The organism is Paraburkholderia sp. 2C (assembly GCF_054589215.1).
This window is the reverse complement of record NZ_BAAILL010000045.1, coordinates 84,009-100,731: the sequence shown is the minus strand read 5'-3', so window position 1 is coordinate 100,731 and position 16,723 is coordinate 84,009. Positions and strand designations below refer to the sequence as shown.

The window sequence follows — 16,723 nt, the reverse complement described above, 5'->3', positions numbered from 1 at the left end:
CGCATCGATGTCTACTGCAGTTGCTGTCGATAAACGGAACTTCATCGCATCGTATGGCGCGCGTGTCGCGCCATGGCTCGTGCCGCTCGCGATTCTGGTCGCGTGGGAACTCGCGGCGAAAAGCGGCGTCCTGTCGACGCGCGTGTTGCCGGAACCGCTTGCGGTCGTCAAGGCCGCATGGTCGCTGATCCGCTCCGGCGAGATGTGGGCCGACGTGAAGGTCAGCACGTGGCGCGCGATATCGGGCTTTGCGCTCGGCGGTGGAGTCGGCTTCGCGCTCGGCTTGGCAACCGGGCTTTTCAGACCTGCCGAAGTCGCGCTCGACTCGACCGTGCAGATGATCCGCAATATCCCCGCACTCGCGATGATTCCGCTCGTGATTCTGTGGTTCGGCATCGAGGAAGAAGCGAAGGTTTTTCTCGTCGCGCTCGGGGTGTTCTTTCCGATCTACGTGAACACGTTTCACGGCATCCGTTCGGTCGATGCGCACCTGATCGAGATGGCGCGCAGTTACGGCGTGAAAGGCTTCGCGCTGTATCGCGATGTGATTCTGCCGGGCGCGCTGCCGTCGATTCTCGTCGGCGTGCGGTTCGCGTTCGGGCTGATGTGGGTCACGCTGATCGTCGCGGAAACGATCTCGTCGCAATCGGGTATCGGCTATATGACGATGAACGCGCGCGAGTTCCTGCAAACCGATGTGGTGGTGGTCGGCATCCTGCTGTATGCGGCGCTCGGCAAGCTCGCCGACCTGCTGGCCAAAGGACTCGAGCGCGTGTCGCTGCGTTGGCATCCTGCTTATCAACGAGGAACGAAGGCATGAGCGCGAGTGGGTTTTCAACGTCGTCGTCGTCGTTCGGCGGCGGCGCGGAGCGCGTCGAAGTGAATGCGCGACGCGGGCAGCGGGGCGGGCGCGAAGCGGATGCCGGCGCGCGGACGCAGCCGACGCAGCCGACGCAAGCGCACGCTGCGTTGAGCAATGCGGCGTTGTTGCGCGAAGCTGCTGAGCAGCACGCCGGCTCCGCCCGGCGGCACGCTGCCACCGAACGGCGCAGCGCCGATTACTCGGTCGAACTGCGCGGCGTACGCAAACAGTACGGCGAGCGCACGGTGCTGGCCGACCTCGATCTGTCGATCGAACGCGGCAGTTTCGTTTCGATCGTGGGGCGCAGCGGCTGCGGGAAGTCGACGCTGCTGCGACTCGTCGCGGGACTCGAAACACCGACGGCCGGCACGCTCGGCAAGCACGCCGACGGTCGTGCATCGAACACCACCCGCTTCGACACCCGCATCATGTTCCAGGACGCGCGTCTGCTGCCATGGAAAAGTGTGCTGCAAAACGTGATGCTCGGCCTGGGCCGCGGCGCACGCGAAGATGCGCGCGCGGTGCTCGCCGAAGTCGGCCTGATCGAACGCGCGAATGACTGGCCCGCGCAATTGTCGGGCGGTCAGCGGCAACGCGTGGCACTCGCACGCGCGCTCGTGCACCGGCCGCAATTGCTGCTGCTCGACGAACCGCTCGGCGCACTCGATGCGCTCACGCGCATCGAAATGCATGCGCTGATCGAGCGCCTGTGGCGCGAGCATCGCTTCACGGCTTTGCTCGTCACGCACGACGTGCAGGAGGCTGTTGCACTCGCCGACCGGGTTCTGCTGATCGAAGAAGGGCGCATCGCGCTCGATCTGCCGGTGCCGCTTGCGCGGCCACGCGAACGCGCATCGGCGGGCTTCGCGACGCTTGAGGATCGCGTACTGCGCCAGGTGCTCAAACGCGACGCCGTCGGCGATACACCGTTGCAGGAGCAGGCCGCGCATGGCGATGCGCATGCCGATCCGCTTTCCACGTCGCCCGTTCGCGCGGCGCAAATCCGCTGGGCCGTTTAACCACACCGAACCACCGACTTTCTTTGGGAGCCAACCGCATGAGCGTCGCCGCTATCAACGTACGTAACCAGTTCAAAGGCAAGATCAAGGAGATCATCCGCGGTCCGGTCGTCTCGGAGGTCGACGTCGAGACGCCGTTCGGCATCGTGACGTCGGTGATCACGACGCGCTCAATCGACGAACTCGAACTTGTACCAGGCTCCGAGGTGGTCGCACTCGTGAAGGCAACCGAAGTATCGATCGCGCGACTTTGATCGGCTCCGAGCGGCTCAGGCTTCGAACCGTCCTGAGCCGCGCCTCGGTCGCGCGGGCATGAACATGGCTCGCGCGAGCGCGCGACGTAACGACCGCTTCACTTCGCATTTGCCGCGCTGGCGGGCGGGTAGTGCATCATCTTGTCGTTGGTCGGCTTGCGCGGTTTCTTGACCGGCATATTGTCCGGATTTTCGCCGCCCGACGCTTCCGAAGGCGGCTTAACCATCGATGCGCCGCTGTCCGCTGCGGGCGCATTTTGTGCGGGCGTGTGCTGCGCGAATACGGCGTCGCTCGTCAGCGCGGACACAGCCAGTACGACGGCCGATGCAACGGCCGATGCAACGGCCGGCCCCAACGGTTTGCGTAGTTTCATTCCGTTCATCGAACCTCCCGGTTTTTCGCTCCAGTTTCACATTCAATTCTGTCTGGCGCGCATGGTGCGCGACCGTTCCCTCATAGACTGCGGGCCGTCGCGAAGATTCGCGCATTCGTCTGTGCGCAAAACGCGCATGGCGTACGGCAGGAGCCGGGCAAGCCTCGCCAGAAGTGCTAGCATGAATCGGGCAACGAAGGTAAATGAAGGCCGCAAGTCAACGCTGCGAACAAGGCCGTTCCTCATGCGGAGGTAGCAATGATGAAAGCGCTGAGTCCCGATGCGATCGACACGTTGCGGCACCTGAACGACGTGCAAGCGGGCGACAGGTCCGTTACACCGCCCGCCGCGGTGGTGGCCGAATTGCTGGGTGCGGGCCTCGTGGCGAAGGCGGGCCGCGATGGCGTCGAAATTACCTGCGACGGCAGGAAGTACCTGTCCGGCGATTGCGATTGACGGCGAGCGATTGACAGCGAAACAAAGGAGCCGGACATGGAGCCTGCAGGGCTCGACATGGGCGACTATCAGGAACGCTACAAGGAATTCGATATCGAGGTTGCGGTCGAGCAGGTGCTCACCGGCGTGAAGGCGCATTTCCGCGTGCTGAAAGAGGGCGCGGTCGCGCTCGATTGGCGTCTGGTGCACATCGACGGGTTCTGGCCGACCGAGCGCGCGGCGGCTGAGGCGGCGCTTCGCGCGGCACGCGATGCGATCGACAAGGGCCTTGGGCACGCGGCGTAGTAGTGATCCGAACGCCGCCAGGTGCAAGAGAAAGAAAGCGGGCGTTCGATTCGAACGCCCGCTTTCTTTGGGGACCCGCCTTGAGCGATGAGCTGTTGGCCTGGTGGGGCCGGTCGGCCCGGGTCGTGTTTCGCTTAGTGGCCGTTGAACACGCCATTGTTGTTGCCCGACGCCGATTGCGGAGCGTTCGACGTACGGATGCCCGTTTGCGTGTCGCCCGAACGGACGCCGCCGTAGGCGACTGCGTTGTCGTCGGCTTGTTGCTGTTCGGCAGCCAGCGTTTGTGCGCTTTCGCCGCGTTGCGACGCCGGCGCGCCGACGTCGGGGCGGTAGTACGGGGCCGGACCATAACCGCTCGCGAAAGCGGGAGCGGCGACAACGGCGGAAGCGGCGAGCAGGGCAGCGGCGATAAATTTGGTCTTCATGACGATAACCTCCAGTAAGTTTCGATATCTGCTAGATGTCGCGTCATCGCTGAGGCGAAAGGTTTGCGACATCGTTGGAGCGCAGTGTATACCCTTACTATCGAAAATTTGTGCTCGATATCTCGAAATTACTATTCTGTCAATCGAAACAATCCCTCGGCCTTACCTGGCTTGGCTTTCAAGGGGGGGCGCCGTGTTATTCCAAGCGAGAGTTGTCCAGCAATTGAGAACGACGAGGGGCGCGGAAACCGATAGGGACGGATCGGGCGTTTCGCAGGGCTGCGTTAAAATGCGGCTCGATCCAAGCCTTGGCCGAGCGGCTTCCGCTGCGGCGCATTCGTCACACATTCCGATGTCTTCTTCGAACCGAACCCCGAGTCCTCGCCGCGTCAGCGTGGCGCCGATGATGGACTGGACGGACCGTCACTGCCGTTCGCTCCATCGCGCGATTTCGCGTCATACGTGGCTGTACACCGAGATGGTGACCACCGGCGCGCTGATTTACGGCGACGTCGCGCGCCATCTCGCGTTTACGCCGGACGAAGCGCCTGTCGCCCTCCAGCTGGGCGGCAGCGAACCGGACGATCTGGCCCGTTCGGCGCGTCTAGGCGAGCAATGGGGCTACGACGAGATCAACCTGAACTGCGGCTGCCCGTCGGAGCGCGTGCAGCGCGGCGCGTTCGGCGCGTGTCTGATGAACGAGCCGCAGCTCGTCGCCGACTGCGTGAAGGCGATGCGCGACGCGGTATCGGTGCCGGTGACGGTCAAGCACCGCATCGGCGTCGACGCGGTCGAACACTACGAATTCGTGCGCGACTTTGTCGGCACGATTGCCGATGCCGGCTGCAGCGTCTTTATCGTGCATGCGCGCAACGCGATCCTGAAGGGCCTGAGCCCGAAGGAAAATCGCGAGATTCCGCCGCTCAAGTATGAATACGCGTATCGGCTCAAGCGCGATTTTCCGGATCTCGAGATCATCATCAACGGGGGAATCAAGACACTCGATGAAGTCGCGCTGCATCTCGAGTATGTCGACGGCGTGATGCTCGGGCGCGAGGCTTATCACAATCCGTATGTGCTTGCGGGCGTCGATGCGCGCTTCTACGGCTCGACCGATGCGATGCCGACGCGCAGTGAAGTCGAGGCGAAGCTCATCGACTACTGTGCATCGGAACTCGCACGCGGCGCGTATCTCGGCGCGATCACGCGGCATGCGCTTGGGCTTTATCGCGGCGAGGCGGGCGCGCGCGGCTGGCGTCGTGTGCTGTCCGATAACCGCAAGCTCGCAGCGCGCGATCTGTCGATCTTCGATGAAGCGCGGCAGTATCTGTTGCGTGAAGTGGTCGAAAGCGATAGCGCTGTTCAAGATGACGTGCCACGCGCGGCCGCGATCGAAATGTTGGAATAAGGGCTAGGCAAACGCGGAACGTATTTGTATAATCTCGCTTCTTCGTCGGTGAGCCAGTTCTGGCAAGCCAGATAGCAGTTCCCAGTGGTGGCTGTAGCTCAGTTGGTAGAGTCCAGGATTGTGATTCCTGTCGTCGTGGGTTCGAGTCCCATCAGCCACCCCAATCCCATCAAGCCTGCCCGTCCTGTCAACTGCGTTTACGTACAGTTGAAAATTCCCGTTTCGGGAATTACAAAGCTTTCCGCTTGACCACTTTGTTGCGATCGTAGACGCGCGCGGTGGTCTCTGGATTCGCATGCAGATCCGGCAACGCGCCGCTCGTCGACTTATACCGGGTCACGTAATAGGCCCGCAGATCGTGGAACGTAAAGCGCTTCGTGATCACCTTTTCCTTGAGCGCCTGATTCATCAGCTTGCCCCACATCGCCTTGAATCCTTCCTGCGTATAGGCGTTGCCGAACCGGTTGGGGAAGACGTACAGGCAATCGCGCGCGAGCGCATCCAGGCGGTCCAGCAGCTCGGCGAGCGCCGGCGTGATCTCGATATGCTCGATCACCTGGCCGCGCTTCTTGCCGCGCTGCTTCGCGCGCTTCACGCGAATAATCCCGGCCGCTCGGTCGATCTGCGGCTTGGCGAGGTCTAGGAACTCGATCTTGCGGTTACCGGCGATCGCGGCGTATTCGGCAGCCATGCCGATGATCGCGCGCTGGCCGGCCTGCTTCGAGAGCCATTCGGCATACGCCTGAAACTCGTCGTGGTCGGGCGCCTCGGTCCGCGGCTGCTCTTCATTGCGGCGCACCTCGCGACACGGGTTGTGCTTCGCCTCGCCGCGCTCGATCGCGAGTCCGATCAGGTTCGACAGTAGTGCCATTTCGCGGTTGGCGCGCACAGGCGCCTCTCGGCGCTCGACACGAAGGTAACGGGCGACATCTGGCGCTTCGATGTCGCTGGCGCGCGTGGTGCCGAATATCTTGAGCAGCGGTACAGAGCACTGCTCATAGTCGTCGCGCGAACCCTGCGCATATCGCTCCCACCGGATCGTGTCCTTGAACTGCTCCCAGAGTCGCGCGATCGTGCCGACGTCATCACCGGTGCCGAGCATGTCTAGCACCTTCTGCACCGCGGCGAGTTTGTCCGATCCGAGGTTGATCGGCTTCGCGCCGACCGGATGGTAGCGGTAGGTGATGCCTTTCTTGTTTTTGCGGGCCTCCATGCGTGGGAGCAACCCGTCGCGGCGTTTCATGCTGCCTTCGTCCAGTTGGGTGATGAGCGGCGCTGCTCGGCCGGCCGGTTGATCTGCTCCCACGTCAGCATCGGGTGTCCGTCGATCTTGCGCGGGCACTTGATGCCGAGATTGCGCTCAATCCAGCGGATCTGCGCGGCACCCTGTTTCAGGCCGCCGGTGAGTTCGACAAGCTCGAGATTCGTGACGAGCGGCATAGCTACTCTCCCTCGCGCTCAGCATCCTCCAGATCGTCGATGATCTGGCAATCCTGGAAGATCAGATGATGGCCGACGTGAGCAAACAGGAACGTCTGAAGCTGGCTCAATTTCTGTTCGTCGCGCCATAGCTTATTGCCGTAGGCGATACTGCCCGATGCCACGGTCTCGACCCTTGCTTTGCAACTGACGCAATACAGGTCGTAGTCGGTGCTCATGAATTATCTCCCTCGCGCTCAGCTGGAGCGGCCAGAGCGCGGATAGCGTCGGCGCAGTTCCCTGCACCATCTGCCATGCCTTCCATGTATGGATTTCCGCGATTCATATCGTCAATTGGAGAGTTTTTGTAGGCATTCATATATGCGATCTCGCGTTCTTCGCACTCCTGCGCCGCCCGTTCCAGCGCGGCAGCTTCTGCGGCTTGCCATGCTTTCCACGCTCGGTTGTGATCGAAGTCAACGTACCCGTCACCATCCCATTCAAGCGGGTCGGTGGAGATGTACTGGCGCGCATGCCACGCCTCAAACCTTTCCCGCTGCGTCTTACTCGACATTTCCCTCTCCCTCGCGGTGATTGGTGGCGCGTAGCATCTCGTTGCACGCGCCGAGTGCTTCCTGATTGACGCCTTTGCTGCTTGGCTGCGGCTCGCTCAGTTCGACCTTGGCGACGGCGTAGCGCTTTCCCTTAGAAAAGCCCATCGAGTTGTACAGATACATGGCCTTGTCAGCGCCAGCACGATCTGAGTGCGATCCGTCGATGAGCTTCGGGTTGTCGTACTGGTCAAGCTCGGCAAGCCAGTATTGAGGTGATCGAATGGTCATTTTTGATCTGCTGGCTTGGTGAGGGTGGAGATAGCATCGTCAATGGCGGCTCGCGCAGTCGAACCTTCGCCGGCCGTCTGCAGGCCATCGCCGCAATCCCAAACGCGCCAGCCATGCTTGCCACCCTGTGCATGCATATGCTTATTCGCGAGAAGCCAATCGAGCCGCGTGGTGTCCCGCACCGCTTCATCACGTTCGCGCTGGAGGGTTTCGAGGGCGTCGGCAACCTTTTGGGCTTCGTCGCAAAATGCGAGCACAGATGCTGGATTAACCCGCATGCTTATTCTGTTGGGGTTGTGCGGCACCTCATCGGCTGCGCCACGCATCAGGCGCTCTTGTTCGCGCAGCCGCGCAATCAGGTCATGGGTTGTCATGGGCGCACCGTGAGCGTATATACGGCGTAGCTATCAAAGGACGAGGATTTGGCAGGGTGCTTCGTTTCCCATCGGGCGAAACGCGCGTTGTACGAATCCCACTCAGTTTCAGTCACGTCCACGCCAGGGTAATCGGGTCTCTTTGCATCGTGGGCGAGGCATCGTGCCTTGAACTGTCTCGCGCTCGATTCAGAAGCAAAGGCGCGCAGAACAGTGCTTCCCTCGTACATAACCTGACCTTCGACGATATAGACCTTCACGATTTCTCTCCTGCGCTATCGCTGGTAGGCGATGGTGTTGATTCGAAAATCGGGCGGCACGTGCCGTCGCAGTACTGCGAAAGAATGCACCGGCATTCGCCGTAGCCGATGAGGCGCGGCTTTTCGCACGGACAACGCGATTCGCCAGGTTGGCGACCTAGGCAATAGCCATCGTTCCAAGCGCATGAATTCATGACTTCGCCTCTCCTTTCTCTTTCGGTGTAGCGCTGTCGCTTGCGGTGGTGGCGAGAGCGCGTCGGTAGTACGTGTCGTTTCCGCAGTTGGGGCACACGTTTTTCCGTGCGTTGGGTATGCGCCTGACGGGGCCACCGTCAACGAGATCCGATTGCATGCCCTTCCAGCCGCACTTGCGAACTTTGGTGCACTCGATCGGCTCGTCGTGCTCGTTTGCCTTCGTGTTGTTGATTGCCGTCATTTAATCCCTCCCCGCGAACAGGGCGCGCGCAAATTTATGCGCATCCTCGAGATAAAGCACATTCACCAAGCTCATGGAGCGGCAGAACGAATAGAATGCTTCGTTAATGCGCTCATCCGTCACCGCCTTCCGCTCCGGCATGGATGCGTACTGTTTAGCCCATTTCCACCCTTGACGTGCTCCCTGTTCCCACGCGACACCGGATGGCGATCCGGGTTGTGGTCGCATGCTCCAGATAGAAATAAGTGAATCAATGTCCCATGTGTTAGGTAGCGCCTCCCCTCCATCATCGACGGCAGCGGTAGGGGCGGCGATAGCATTTCCATAAATTTTTGATAACTCCGCAAACTTAACAGCACGGCCGACCATATCGACGCACTCACCGTACTCCCTTAGCAAATTGTCGAATTGTTCGTGGGTCGCCCCTGCCTGCGCTGCGGTGGCTGGCGCATCGCTGACGCGCTCAATAGCTCGCTCCAACGCGCCGGCCAGTTCATCGTGATTCACGATGCAGGCGTCCGGCTCATCTTCGGGGCTATTGCGGTCGGGCAATTCGCTGATTTCCAGCCACAGCGCGTCGAGCAGGCCCGGAGCATCGACCTTCGGCGCATCGCTGGCGCGCGGGAGCGGAGCGGCATAGACGATGCGCTTCCAGATGGTCCCGTATAACTCATATTCCGATTTCGGTAGGTCGCGCCATTTGGTCTTCGATTCGTCCTCAGCAACCTGATAGATCGGCTCTCCCTGCGCGTCTTTGGCATCGGCGGCGGGAGGTACGGGAGCAGTGGCACGCCCGAACGCAACGCCACGCACGAAGCCCGCGCCGAAATCGAATGCGGACGCGAGCGAATCGCCGTGCTTTAGGCCGTAATCTCGCATAGCCATTTTCTGCGCGTCCGCATCGGTGCGCACGTCGCCACTACGAGTAATCGCCCATTCGGGCACCACAGCCTCATTGCGCGGCGCTGCATCTTCGGTGCGGTCACGAAGCATTTTCAGACCGTCGCGAATGTCGTCAAGGTCGGGATTGTCAGCGCGCAGGTCCGCACGCAGTTTGCCGTTTTGATCGCGCTCGTTCATTGGATGCACGCCTTCTGTTGTTCGGTATAGGTGGTCATTTCTTATAGCCTCCAAGCAACCAGCGAGCGTCCACATCCGGAAGCGCGCGCAGGATGATTTGAATGTTGTCGGCGCCGGGTTTCCGATCGCCGCTCAGGTAGTGACTAACGTTCGCTTCACCGAAACCGGTCCGCGAAGCGAATTCACGCTGCGAGATGCCAGAGTTTTCAAGCGCCAGTTTCAGCCGATCCTTGAATGGCAAGTCGATGGTCATATAAACCTCGGGTTATGCAGTTAATCGCGCTTCTTCAGCTGCGAGGATGAATTCCGCTGCTTGCCACGGGTTGATCGTGTTGCCGTAGGCGCGCAGTCGTCCCACTCGCGAGGGAGCCCCATCAACCAGCGGGAATGTGCCGGGTTCAACTGGCCGCCACTTTCCATCCCTGCACAAGAGCCAGTCAACAGCTCGCCAGAAGCCGTTAGTCGGGCCGGCTGCTTCGGGTGCGGTTGCGCCTGCTCGATCATTGATAGACCCATGCCATTGCCGGTCTTGCCCGCATACTTTTGCTTTAGCGCTGTCCTCCGCGCTTCCTTCAACTCCACAGAGCCTTCGTTCGAGTGGGCCGTCGGCGTCGCCCAACTCGCAAGAGCCGCGATCTGATTCAACGGCCGTCCCGTATCCCATGGGCGAGCGTCTTTCGCTCCTCGGTTGCCGTCCATCGTCGTGCACGTCGGCCAATGCGACAGCCACACGACGCGACCCAAGAGCGCGTTCAGCGAGACGTTCGCGCACTCGCTGCCGTCCTTGTGGTCGCGCGTCGTCGGCGTAGGCCACGAAGAAAGTCCTGTCTCTGATGTGCGGCGCACCGACGCCCGCAGACGGGAAAGGATCCGCCCCGCAGGCGTAACCAGTGGCTTCCATGTCAGTGAAAACAAGGTCGATCCAAGGTTCAACGTCCTTGCTTGCAACCTGCTCTCCAAACACGACTGCAGGGCGATGCTGTGCGATGAGCCAGTGCCAGAGGGGCCATAGGTGCCGCTCGTCAGCAAACCCAAGTCCTTTGCCTGCCGCGCTGAAAGGTTGGCACGGACAGGAACCGGTCCAAACAGGTCTATCGTCAGGCCATCCGGCGAGTCGAAGCGCGTACGACCACGTGCCGATTCCAGCGAAGAAATGGCACTGGGTATAGCCTCGCAAGTCATCAGGTCGGACATCTTCAATGCTCCGTTCATCAACGTCGCCGGGTGCAATGTGACCGGCTGAAATCAGGTTGCGCAGCCACTGCGCGGCGTATGGCTCAATTTCGTTGTAATAAGCCGCCATGCAAATCCCACAATTGGCCGTATCCGGCGGTTAAGGGGCTACGCAATCTCAAGCCCGCGCTGAATGATTCGGCCGCGCTGCAGGGGCTCATAGTCGCGATTCAGTTCGCAGCCGATGAATGAGCGGCCGAGACGCCAGGCAACTTGGCCGGTCGTACCACTGCCGAAAAACGGATCGAACACGATGTCGCCCGGCCTGCTACCGGCTCGGATACATGGATCAACGAGCGCCTCTGGGAACGTCGCGAAGTGTGCGCCGCTATAGGGTTGAGTGTTAATGTCCCAAACTGTTCGACGATTGCGTGTTTCAGAACCCGTGAAAATTGCGCCGGCCGAGTGCTTGACACCCTCGATATACTTATCGCCGCCTACACGATCAGAGCGCATGCGGCCAGCCTGCACCGCAGGTTCCTTGACTGCCTCATGGTCGTAGTAATAGCGCCCTGACTTAGCCAGCAGGAATAGATGCTCGTGACTCTTCGTCGGGCGATCAGCGACGCTTTCCGGCATCGGATTACCTTTCGACCAGATAATTTCTGAGCGCAGATACCAACCATCGGCGCGCAGCGCGAACGCGAGCAGCCACGGAATGCCGATCAGGTCTTTGGGTTTCAAGCCCGATCCGGCAGGAATAGCACCAGTCCGCGATGCCTTGTGCGGACGCGCCTCAATCTGCCGGGCGCTAATGATCGACCGATCGGCCATCTGTCCGGTGCGCCCTTGTGCGCCCCACGAACCGGCGTAGCTATCGCCGATGTTCAGCCACAGCGTGCCGTCATCGGCAAGCACATCGCGACCGGCCCGAAACACTTCGACCATCGCTGCAATGTAGGCGTCCGGTGATTCTTCCAGCCCGAGCTGTCCCGGATGACCGTAGTCGCGCAGCCCGTAGTACGGTGGGCTCGTTACGATCGTCTGCGCCTTCACGCCATCAGCGATCATCGCGCGCATCGTGTCGCGGCAATCACCAAAATGACAGCGGTCAATCCAGTCGCTCATGATCTCTATTCCTGTCTATCGGGCCAATGGTTGAATGGAGCGCCGATACGACTTCGTCAGCGCGTGATTTACGGAATGACCTCGATCGCGCACGACATTGGCGAGCCGCGCACGATCGTGATGACTCGCCGGCGCCTGCCCGTAGAGTCCGAAGTAGCTATTCGCCATGACGTGCACATCTACGGCCGGCGCCGTCGCAACCCGGCGCACACCCTCGTTCACGGTGCGGCGTCGCGTTGAGCGGCACCACGGCTTGATCACGTGCCCGACGAAGTCGACGCCGCGGTGGATCGGCTGCAGGATGGTCTTATGCTCGTTCAGGCGCGCGCCGAGCTGCGCCGGCAGAAACGCGGCGATGTCTTCGTGCGCCGCGTTGAGCCATCCCGACGACTCGTGCAGAAACACGAAGTCGTCGACATAGCGGATGTAATGGCGAGCGCGAATGACGTGCTTCGCGCGCTGGTCGAGCGCATCGAGATAGACGTTCGCGAAAAACTGCGACGACAGATTGCCGATCGGCAGCCCGAGGTGTGCCGGTTGGTTCATGAGCCGCTTGTGCGGCGGCACGAGCCTGATCGATGCCGGGTCGCCGCGGAATTCGAAGTCGGCGCGTGGATCGTGCATCAGCACGACGCCGGTCAGCCATTGCCAGAACGGCTCGCGGATCTTCGCGAGCAGCAGTCCGCACAGGATGTGCTTGTCGATGCTGACGAAGAAATTCGCCAGATCGCACTTCAGGTAATACGCCGGCCGCGACCAGTTTTGCGTGATGCTGCGCACCTTCGCCTCGAGGCGCTGCGCAGCGTACAGCGTGCCGCGCTCCTTGATGCACGCGCACGAATCTGCGATGAAGCTCCGCTCGAAGAGCGGGCCGATGCGGTTGTACAGCAGGTGATGCACGACGCGGTCGCGGAAATCCGCTGCCCACACCTCGCGCGCTTTCGGTCGCGTGATGACGAAGCAGATCGACCGGCCGGGACGATACGAGCCGTCGATCAGCTCGTCGTACAGGTCGCGCAGGTTGTGCTCCAGATTGGCTTCGAACGCAAGTGCGCTGGACTTGTTCCGTTTGGTGCGTCGACAGTCGACATACGCTTCGACCAGCTCGACGAAATGAAACGCCTGATCTCCATTTTTCCAATCTGCGGACGGCCACGGCGCGAAGCTTGTTGTTCTTGTCGTTGTAGTTCTGGTTGCCGTTGTTGAAGTTCTGATACCAGGCGTAGCCGGATATATCGCACTATCTACGTCGCCCGATCGATTGCTCAATTGGGAAACTGCGCTGGACCGGTCCGCACGCCGGCGGGCGGTATCCTCAATACGCATGTCGGTGGCCTCGTGAGCCAGCGGTGCGACCAGATTGAAAGATCGCTCAGCCATGGGAGCCTTGACCTCCATGGAGCGGGCGATTGCTTGCAGCCTTCTTCCATCCTGTGGCTTGCTTGCCGATGCTCGTGGTCAGTTCGACCGCGCGAGCGTAGGAACCCTTGTCGACCTTGCGCTTATTGAAGCCGAGTCGAAGCAGCAGGTTGATCACCTGCAGGCGCTCGATGAGCTCGGTCAGGTGCGGCGATTTATCCGCCGCAACATTCGCGCGATACACGAGCACGATGATCTCGATGCACTCGAGGTTGATCTTCTCGCCGATCGACCGTTTGAAGTCGCGCTGCATGTTCGTGACGACATCGGTCACGACATCCAGCAGGTCTTCAGCGGCGCGGTAGATCGGCAGTTGGGTGTGCAGGGCCACGATGGATTTAAATCGTTAAATTACTGAAGGAATAAATCTGCGGACGGCCACGGCGCGAAGCTTGTAGCTCTTGTCGGTGAAGGTCTGGAGGCCGGTGTCGAAGGTCTGAAACCAGGCGTAGCCGGAATTCGATTCGTGCTGTTCGCCCGACCAGTAGTACTCGGCCTCGAACTTATCTTTCAGGTTCGCGAACAGAATCGATTGCTCCCGCCGCGTCGGCAGAGTGGCGCCGAGATCGGTGGCCCACTGGCGCGCGTCGTCGAAATTGATCGACTCTTTTTCGCCGGGAAGCAGGATCAGGTAGTAGTCAGGCTCGCCGTCATGACCGAGAACAAGCCCCGCGAATTCCTCGCCGGCAGCGAGCGGGATCGTGACGGCGTCGACATGCCGCTCGGTCGGTCGCGGCTGCACCTTGAATGCCGCGATCATTTCAGCGATGCGGGTTTGCTGAGCCTCGATGGCTTCAAGCGTGATCGTCATTGCGATGCTCCGTTGAAAATGGATGAAGGGTTAAATCGACAATCTGCGGACGGCCACGGCGCGAAGCTTGCCGTTCTTGCCGTAGAAGTACTGGTTGCCGTCGTCGAAGTTCTGAAACCAGGCGTAGCCGGAATCCCACTCGACATCGTCGTCGGTCCAGTACCACTCCGGCTTCACGAGCGCGCGATGCTCGTTGTAGATGACGAGGGCGTCGACACGGTTGAACAGGACGCCGCCGACACTCTTTGCCCATTCGCGCTGCAGCTCGCGCGGCAGGCGTTCATCGTTCACGGCCACCAGCACCGTATGTTCGACATCGCCGGTCTTGTTGACGCGGCCGTGCAGATAAACTTCACCCTCGGCAAGCGGCGGAATTTGAATCTGTTGCATGACTTCTCCTAAGGTTGTGGGTGCTTCGCTTCTACTGCTGACGGTCAGGAAAACGCTTCAGCAGATCCCGCTTGCGCAGCTCGTCAGCGAACCGGTCGTGCTTCGCTTCGTAATACTGGTGAATGAGCGCCGCACCGACGGTCAGCAGAACAGCCGCTGCGGCAATCGCAATCATCAGCAGGACGGGATCTATTGAATTCATGAGGTAAAAAGGAACGGGCGCCGGCACTAGCCGCCCGTCCAAGGGGATTAATCGACGTCGTTTGCCGCGAGCGACTTTGCATCGCGGGAAACTGCCGGCGGCGAGTGCGCTTCGCGACCGGCTCGGGCTCTTGCCCCTGCTTCGAGGCAACGGCGCACAGCGGGATTCGTAATGGCATCAACAGCCGAACCGGGGCAGCGCTGCAGCCGAAACTCTCGCGCAAGCATTGCATCGGTGACCGGGATGATGTCCATGGGTGAGCGGATACGGGATCAGGTGTGAGCCATCATGGCCATGCGCAGCTGCTGCGTGTCTTCCTCGTCCCACTGGTGCGCAACATTCATGATCGCCAGCACGACGACAACGGCGAAGGCGAGACGCAGCGCAAAATTGATGTCGGATTTCTTCATCAAAGAACTCCCGCGAGCCAGTGAATCACCGACATCGCACCGTCGACAATCGGATCAGCGAAGATCGCCGCAGCGATCACGATCACGAGACACAAGCCGGGGCGCTTCGACGTGCGGCGAGCAATCTGTGTGCGCTCGGCGTCGGTCAGCGGCTCATAGAAATACTCGGCCTCGTCACGAATGCGCGTTTCGAGCGTATGATTCGGTCGCGGCATCCTGCGGACTACGGTGAAGGTATGCATTCCTAACCTCACAGTCCCGAGCGCTGCTCAGCAGCGTCGGTAGCAATAAGATCGGTTGCCAATGCTCGGAGGAGATGCTCGGTGAGCGCGCCCATGCCACCTTCGGCAAGGCGCATCAGCTCGAGAAGTTTTTCGGCCAGTACGCTCATCTCAATCTCCCACGGGAAGCAACCCGCAAAAGTTCAGGTGAGATGCGCTCTAGGTACTGGAGCCTCGTTAGAAGCTGCAGAGCCTAGAGCGCTCCGCACGCGGCGCTGGTGATCAGCGCTTGGGATGAATTTAAGCACACTCAAATAAAGAGCGCAAGGAAAAGTTGAGCGTACTTAAATTGTGAGGTGTGCGGAATCGCAACCAGGAGGCTGCGTGCGTTCAGGGCTTCTGGTCTACCTTGACCAGCGTGTCGGGTGGAAGTTTTCGGAGCGCCTCGTCCAGGAGCTTGCCGATTTTCGCGAGCGGTGTGTGCGCCGAGATCTCGACCATCAGGACAGGAGGCGCGCCGCGGTGAAGGCCTGCATTAACCGCTCGAAGAAGTTCGGCATCAAATGATGTGGCGGCAGCCGTAGCTCGAGCGTCGATCGCGTCCCGAATACTTCGCGGAAGCGGGTAGTCTGCGCCGTGGAACGACGCACGTAGGCGAGCGATTATTTCCCCGTTTAGCGACCTGTCCGTTCGCGAGGTTTCGGCCGTCAATAGGTCGTGCAGATCGCTCGGAAGGCGCAATGTGATTCTTGATTTTTCATCCTCATTCATGGCCCCAAGGCTACACCAGTATGGGGCCACGCCTTAATTTGACACCATAATGGTGTCATTCTACGATTCGATGATGTAAGCACCAAAATGGTGTCATTTCGAAGCGTTCAATTAATATCAGGCGGATAGAATGAGTAATACGGATGTGAAGAAACTCAATCTGCGCCTTCCTGCTGATCTGAAAAATTGGCTTGAACACGAATCAAAGAAAAACATGCGCAGCTTGAATAGCGAAATCGTCTTTCGGTTACGTGAATGCATGACGCATACCGAGCGCGTACGCCGCAGTCCGGGACGGCAGGCTCCGCAGTAACTCGGGTGCATCAGGGCTTGCCCCACTCAAATTCGACGCTAAAAGGAGTAGCGTACTCATATTTATATGAATAAATTACTTTAGCGCTTGCGATTGATAATTATTCAAGGCCAACGGGGCATATATGAATGAATTTGCAGCGAGATTCGCGGATAGCGAATTGCCAGGCTTTTCAGTTGATATTCAAAAAGAGAAGCGTTTTCGCGTAATACGAAATAACAATTCGTCTAATGGTTTATCAAAATCACCGAAAACTTACGTTTCTATTTCGGTAGACGAGAGCGGCCGAATCGACTTTGAATCAGAGGTTGAGCCACGATACGCAGAGCGGCTTACCGACGTTTTGCTGTTGATGCTTGTGCGTGCGCGCGAAGCAAGGAAGATAGACTAA

At 60.0% G+C, this 16,723-nt stretch carries 31 protein-coding genes and 1 tRNA gene; 9 read left to right on the top strand and 23 right to left on the bottom strand.

All coding sequences use genetic code 11. From position 1 onward, the window contains the following. Positions 1-7 precede the first annotated feature (7 nt). The 3 genes from ssuC to ACYPXD_RS22485 are packed head-to-tail and all read left to right on the top strand — an operon-like array spanning position 8 to position 2,135. Entirely contained in the window at positions 8-820 is an 813-nt protein-coding gene (gene ssuC / locus ACYPXD_RS22495; protein WP_459716144.1) for an aliphatic sulfonate ABC transporter permease SsuC, read from the top strand. After that, entirely contained in the window at positions 817-1,881 is a 1,065-nt protein-coding gene (locus ACYPXD_RS22490) for an ATP-binding cassette domain-containing protein (RefSeq protein WP_459716141.1), read from the top strand. The genes ssuC and ACYPXD_RS22490 overlap by 4 nt, the downstream gene beginning before the upstream one ends. A 38-nt stretch (positions 1,882-1,919) precedes the next feature. Further along, on the top strand, positions 1,920-2,135 hold the full coding sequence (locus ACYPXD_RS22485) for a TOBE domain-containing protein (protein WP_459716139.1): 216 nt from the start codon (positions 1,920-1,922) through the stop codon (positions 2,133-2,135). A 98-nt stretch (positions 2,136-2,233) separates the two neighbouring features. Here the strand turns inward: ACYPXD_RS22485 and ACYPXD_RS22480 are convergent, their stop codons facing one another. Then, the gene (locus tag ACYPXD_RS22480; protein ID WP_459716136.1) at positions 2,234-2,509 is read right to left on the bottom strand and encodes a hypothetical protein; all 276 of its coding nucleotides are present in this window, start codon (positions 2,507-2,509) and stop codon (positions 2,234-2,236) included. Positions 2,510-2,767: 258 nt separating this feature from the next. Here ACYPXD_RS22480 and ACYPXD_RS22475 point away from each other — a divergent pair, with 258 nt between their 5' ends. Both ACYPXD_RS22475 and ACYPXD_RS22470 read left to right on the top strand, forming a co-directional pair. Next, positions 2,768-2,965 carry a hypothetical protein gene (locus tag ACYPXD_RS22475; protein ID WP_459716133.1) on the top strand — a complete coding sequence of 66 codons (198 nt, stop codon included), beginning with the start codon at positions 2,768-2,770 and terminating at the stop codon, positions 2,963-2,965. Between the two features lie 36 nt (positions 2,966-3,001). Continuing rightward, the gene (locus tag ACYPXD_RS22470) at positions 3,002-3,250 is read left to right on the top strand and encodes a DUF6566 family protein (protein WP_459716130.1); all 249 of its coding nucleotides are present in this window, start codon (positions 3,002-3,004) and stop codon (positions 3,248-3,250) included. A 134-nt stretch (positions 3,251-3,384) separates the two neighbouring features. Here the strand turns inward: ACYPXD_RS22470 and ACYPXD_RS22465 are convergent, their stop codons facing one another. Next, positions 3,385-3,675, bottom strand: coding sequence for a hypothetical protein (locus ACYPXD_RS22465; protein ID WP_459716128.1), 291 nt, complete (start codon positions 3,673-3,675; stop codon positions 3,385-3,387). A gap of 352 nt (positions 3,676-4,027) precedes the next feature. On the opposite strand from ACYPXD_RS22465, the gene dusA reads away from it, so the two are divergent. Next, a complete protein-coding gene (dusA, locus tag ACYPXD_RS22460; RefSeq protein ID WP_459716126.1) occupies positions 4,028-5,083 on the top strand; it encodes a tRNA dihydrouridine(20/20a) synthase DusA in 1,056 nt (351 codons plus the stop codon). Positions 5,084-5,170: 87 nt separating this feature from the next. Next, a tRNA-His gene (locus ACYPXD_RS22455) sits at positions 5,171-5,246 on the top strand. A gap of 66 nt (positions 5,247-5,312) precedes the next feature. Here ACYPXD_RS22455 and ACYPXD_RS22450 read toward each other — a convergent pair. From ACYPXD_RS22450 to ACYPXD_RS22350, 21 genes are all read right to left on the bottom strand, one after another. Further along, the gene (locus ACYPXD_RS22450; RefSeq protein WP_459716123.1) at positions 5,313-6,326 is read right to left on the bottom strand and encodes a tyrosine-type recombinase/integrase; all 1,014 of its coding nucleotides are present in this window, start codon (positions 6,324-6,326) and stop codon (positions 5,313-5,315) included. Beyond that, positions 6,323-6,523, bottom strand: coding sequence for a DUF4224 domain-containing protein (locus ACYPXD_RS22445; RefSeq protein ID WP_459716121.1), 201 nt, complete (start codon positions 6,521-6,523; stop codon positions 6,323-6,325). Before ACYPXD_RS22445 ends, ACYPXD_RS22450 begins: the two co-directional genes overlap by 4 nt. A gap of 2 nt (positions 6,524-6,525) precedes the next feature. After that, positions 6,526-6,741, bottom strand: a complete 216-nt coding sequence (locus tag ACYPXD_RS22440) for a hypothetical protein (RefSeq protein ID WP_459716117.1) — start codon at positions 6,739-6,741, stop codon at positions 6,526-6,528. After that, complete coding sequence (locus ACYPXD_RS22435) at positions 6,738-7,076, bottom strand: hypothetical protein (protein WP_459716114.1); 339 nt, start codon at positions 7,074-7,076, stop codon at positions 6,738-6,740. Before ACYPXD_RS22435 ends, ACYPXD_RS22440 begins: the two co-directional genes overlap by 4 nt. Continuing rightward, positions 7,066-7,344 (bottom strand): hypothetical protein, encoded by a 279-nt coding sequence (locus tag ACYPXD_RS22430; protein WP_459716110.1) that lies wholly within the window; start codon positions 7,342-7,344, stop codon positions 7,066-7,068. The genes ACYPXD_RS22435 and ACYPXD_RS22430 overlap by 11 nt, the downstream gene beginning before the upstream one ends. Then, on the bottom strand, positions 7,341-7,718 hold the full coding sequence (locus ACYPXD_RS22425; RefSeq protein ID WP_459716107.1) for a hypothetical protein: 378 nt from the start codon (positions 7,716-7,718) through the stop codon (positions 7,341-7,343). Before ACYPXD_RS22425 ends, ACYPXD_RS22430 begins: the two co-directional genes overlap by 4 nt. Further along, entirely contained in the window at positions 7,715-7,978 is a 264-nt protein-coding gene (locus ACYPXD_RS22420) for a DUF7336 domain-containing protein (protein WP_459716105.1), read from the bottom strand. Before ACYPXD_RS22420 ends, ACYPXD_RS22425 begins: the two co-directional genes overlap by 4 nt. Before the next feature lie 190 nt (positions 7,979-8,168). Then, a complete protein-coding gene (locus tag ACYPXD_RS22415; protein ID WP_459716102.1) occupies positions 8,169-8,414 on the bottom strand; it encodes a hypothetical protein in 246 nt (81 codons plus the stop codon). Beyond that, the gene (locus tag ACYPXD_RS22410; RefSeq protein WP_459716098.1) at positions 8,415-9,494 is read right to left on the bottom strand and encodes a hypothetical protein; all 1,080 of its coding nucleotides are present in this window, start codon (positions 9,492-9,494) and stop codon (positions 8,415-8,417) included. A gap of 34 nt (positions 9,495-9,528) precedes the next feature. Then, positions 9,529-9,747 carry a helix-turn-helix domain-containing protein gene (locus ACYPXD_RS22405; RefSeq protein WP_459716096.1) on the bottom strand — a complete coding sequence of 73 codons (219 nt, stop codon included), beginning with the start codon at positions 9,745-9,747 and terminating at the stop codon, positions 9,529-9,531. A 12-nt stretch (positions 9,748-9,759) separates the two neighbouring features. After that, positions 9,760-10,797, bottom strand: a complete 1,038-nt coding sequence (locus ACYPXD_RS22400) for a DNA cytosine methyltransferase (protein ID WP_459716093.1) — start codon at positions 10,795-10,797, stop codon at positions 9,760-9,762. Positions 10,798-10,835: 38 nt separating this feature from the next. Then, positions 10,836-11,795 (bottom strand): DNA-methyltransferase, encoded by a 960-nt coding sequence (locus tag ACYPXD_RS22395; protein ID WP_459716091.1) that lies wholly within the window; start codon positions 11,793-11,795, stop codon positions 10,836-10,838. A gap of 15 nt (positions 11,796-11,810) precedes the next feature. Continuing rightward, positions 11,811-13,175 (bottom strand): RNA-directed DNA polymerase, encoded by a 1,365-nt coding sequence (locus ACYPXD_RS22390; RefSeq protein ID WP_459716089.1) that lies wholly within the window; start codon positions 13,173-13,175, stop codon positions 11,811-11,813. Then, positions 13,168-13,545 (bottom strand): four helix bundle protein, encoded by a 378-nt coding sequence (locus tag ACYPXD_RS22385; RefSeq protein ID WP_459716087.1) that lies wholly within the window; start codon positions 13,543-13,545, stop codon positions 13,168-13,170. Before ACYPXD_RS22385 ends, ACYPXD_RS22390 begins: the two co-directional genes overlap by 8 nt. Before the next feature lie 15 nt (positions 13,546-13,560). Continuing rightward, positions 13,561-14,025, bottom strand: a complete 465-nt coding sequence (locus tag ACYPXD_RS22380; protein ID WP_459716085.1) for an Lcl C-terminal domain-containing protein — start codon at positions 14,023-14,025, stop codon at positions 13,561-13,563. A gap of 30 nt (positions 14,026-14,055) precedes the next feature. After that, complete coding sequence (locus ACYPXD_RS22375) at positions 14,056-14,415, bottom strand: Lcl C-terminal domain-containing protein (RefSeq protein WP_459716083.1); 360 nt, start codon at positions 14,413-14,415, stop codon at positions 14,056-14,058. A gap of 31 nt (positions 14,416-14,446) precedes the next feature. Then, a complete protein-coding gene (locus ACYPXD_RS22370) occupies positions 14,447-14,617 on the bottom strand; it encodes a hypothetical protein (RefSeq protein ID WP_459716081.1) in 171 nt (56 codons plus the stop codon). Positions 14,618-14,889: 272 nt separating this feature from the next. Continuing rightward, on the bottom strand, positions 14,890-15,027 hold the full coding sequence (locus tag ACYPXD_RS22365; RefSeq protein ID WP_459716078.1) for a hypothetical protein: 138 nt from the start codon (positions 15,025-15,027) through the stop codon (positions 14,890-14,892). Then, a complete protein-coding gene (locus ACYPXD_RS22360; RefSeq protein ID WP_459716076.1) occupies positions 15,027-15,242 on the bottom strand; it encodes a hypothetical protein in 216 nt (71 codons plus the stop codon). Before ACYPXD_RS22360 ends, ACYPXD_RS22365 begins: the two co-directional genes overlap by 1 nt. A 35-nt stretch (positions 15,243-15,277) precedes the next feature. Then, positions 15,278-15,418: a hypothetical protein gene (locus ACYPXD_RS22355; protein WP_459716073.1), complete on the bottom strand. Its 141-nt coding sequence runs from the start codon at positions 15,416-15,418 to the stop codon at positions 15,278-15,280. A gap of 220 nt (positions 15,419-15,638) precedes the next feature. After that, positions 15,639-16,019 carry an Arc family DNA-binding protein gene (locus tag ACYPXD_RS22350; protein WP_459716071.1) on the bottom strand — a complete coding sequence of 127 codons (381 nt, stop codon included), beginning with the start codon at positions 16,017-16,019 and terminating at the stop codon, positions 15,639-15,641. A 130-nt stretch (positions 16,020-16,149) separates the two neighbouring features. Between ACYPXD_RS22350 and ACYPXD_RS22345 the strand changes: the two genes are divergently transcribed. Further along, positions 16,150-16,332 (top strand): Arc family DNA-binding protein, encoded by a 183-nt coding sequence (locus ACYPXD_RS22345; protein ID WP_459716068.1) that lies wholly within the window; start codon positions 16,150-16,152, stop codon positions 16,330-16,332. A 124-nt stretch (positions 16,333-16,456) separates the two neighbouring features. After that, positions 16,457-16,723: a hypothetical protein gene (locus tag ACYPXD_RS22340; protein ID WP_459716065.1), complete on the top strand. Its 267-nt coding sequence runs from the start codon at positions 16,457-16,459 to the stop codon at positions 16,721-16,723.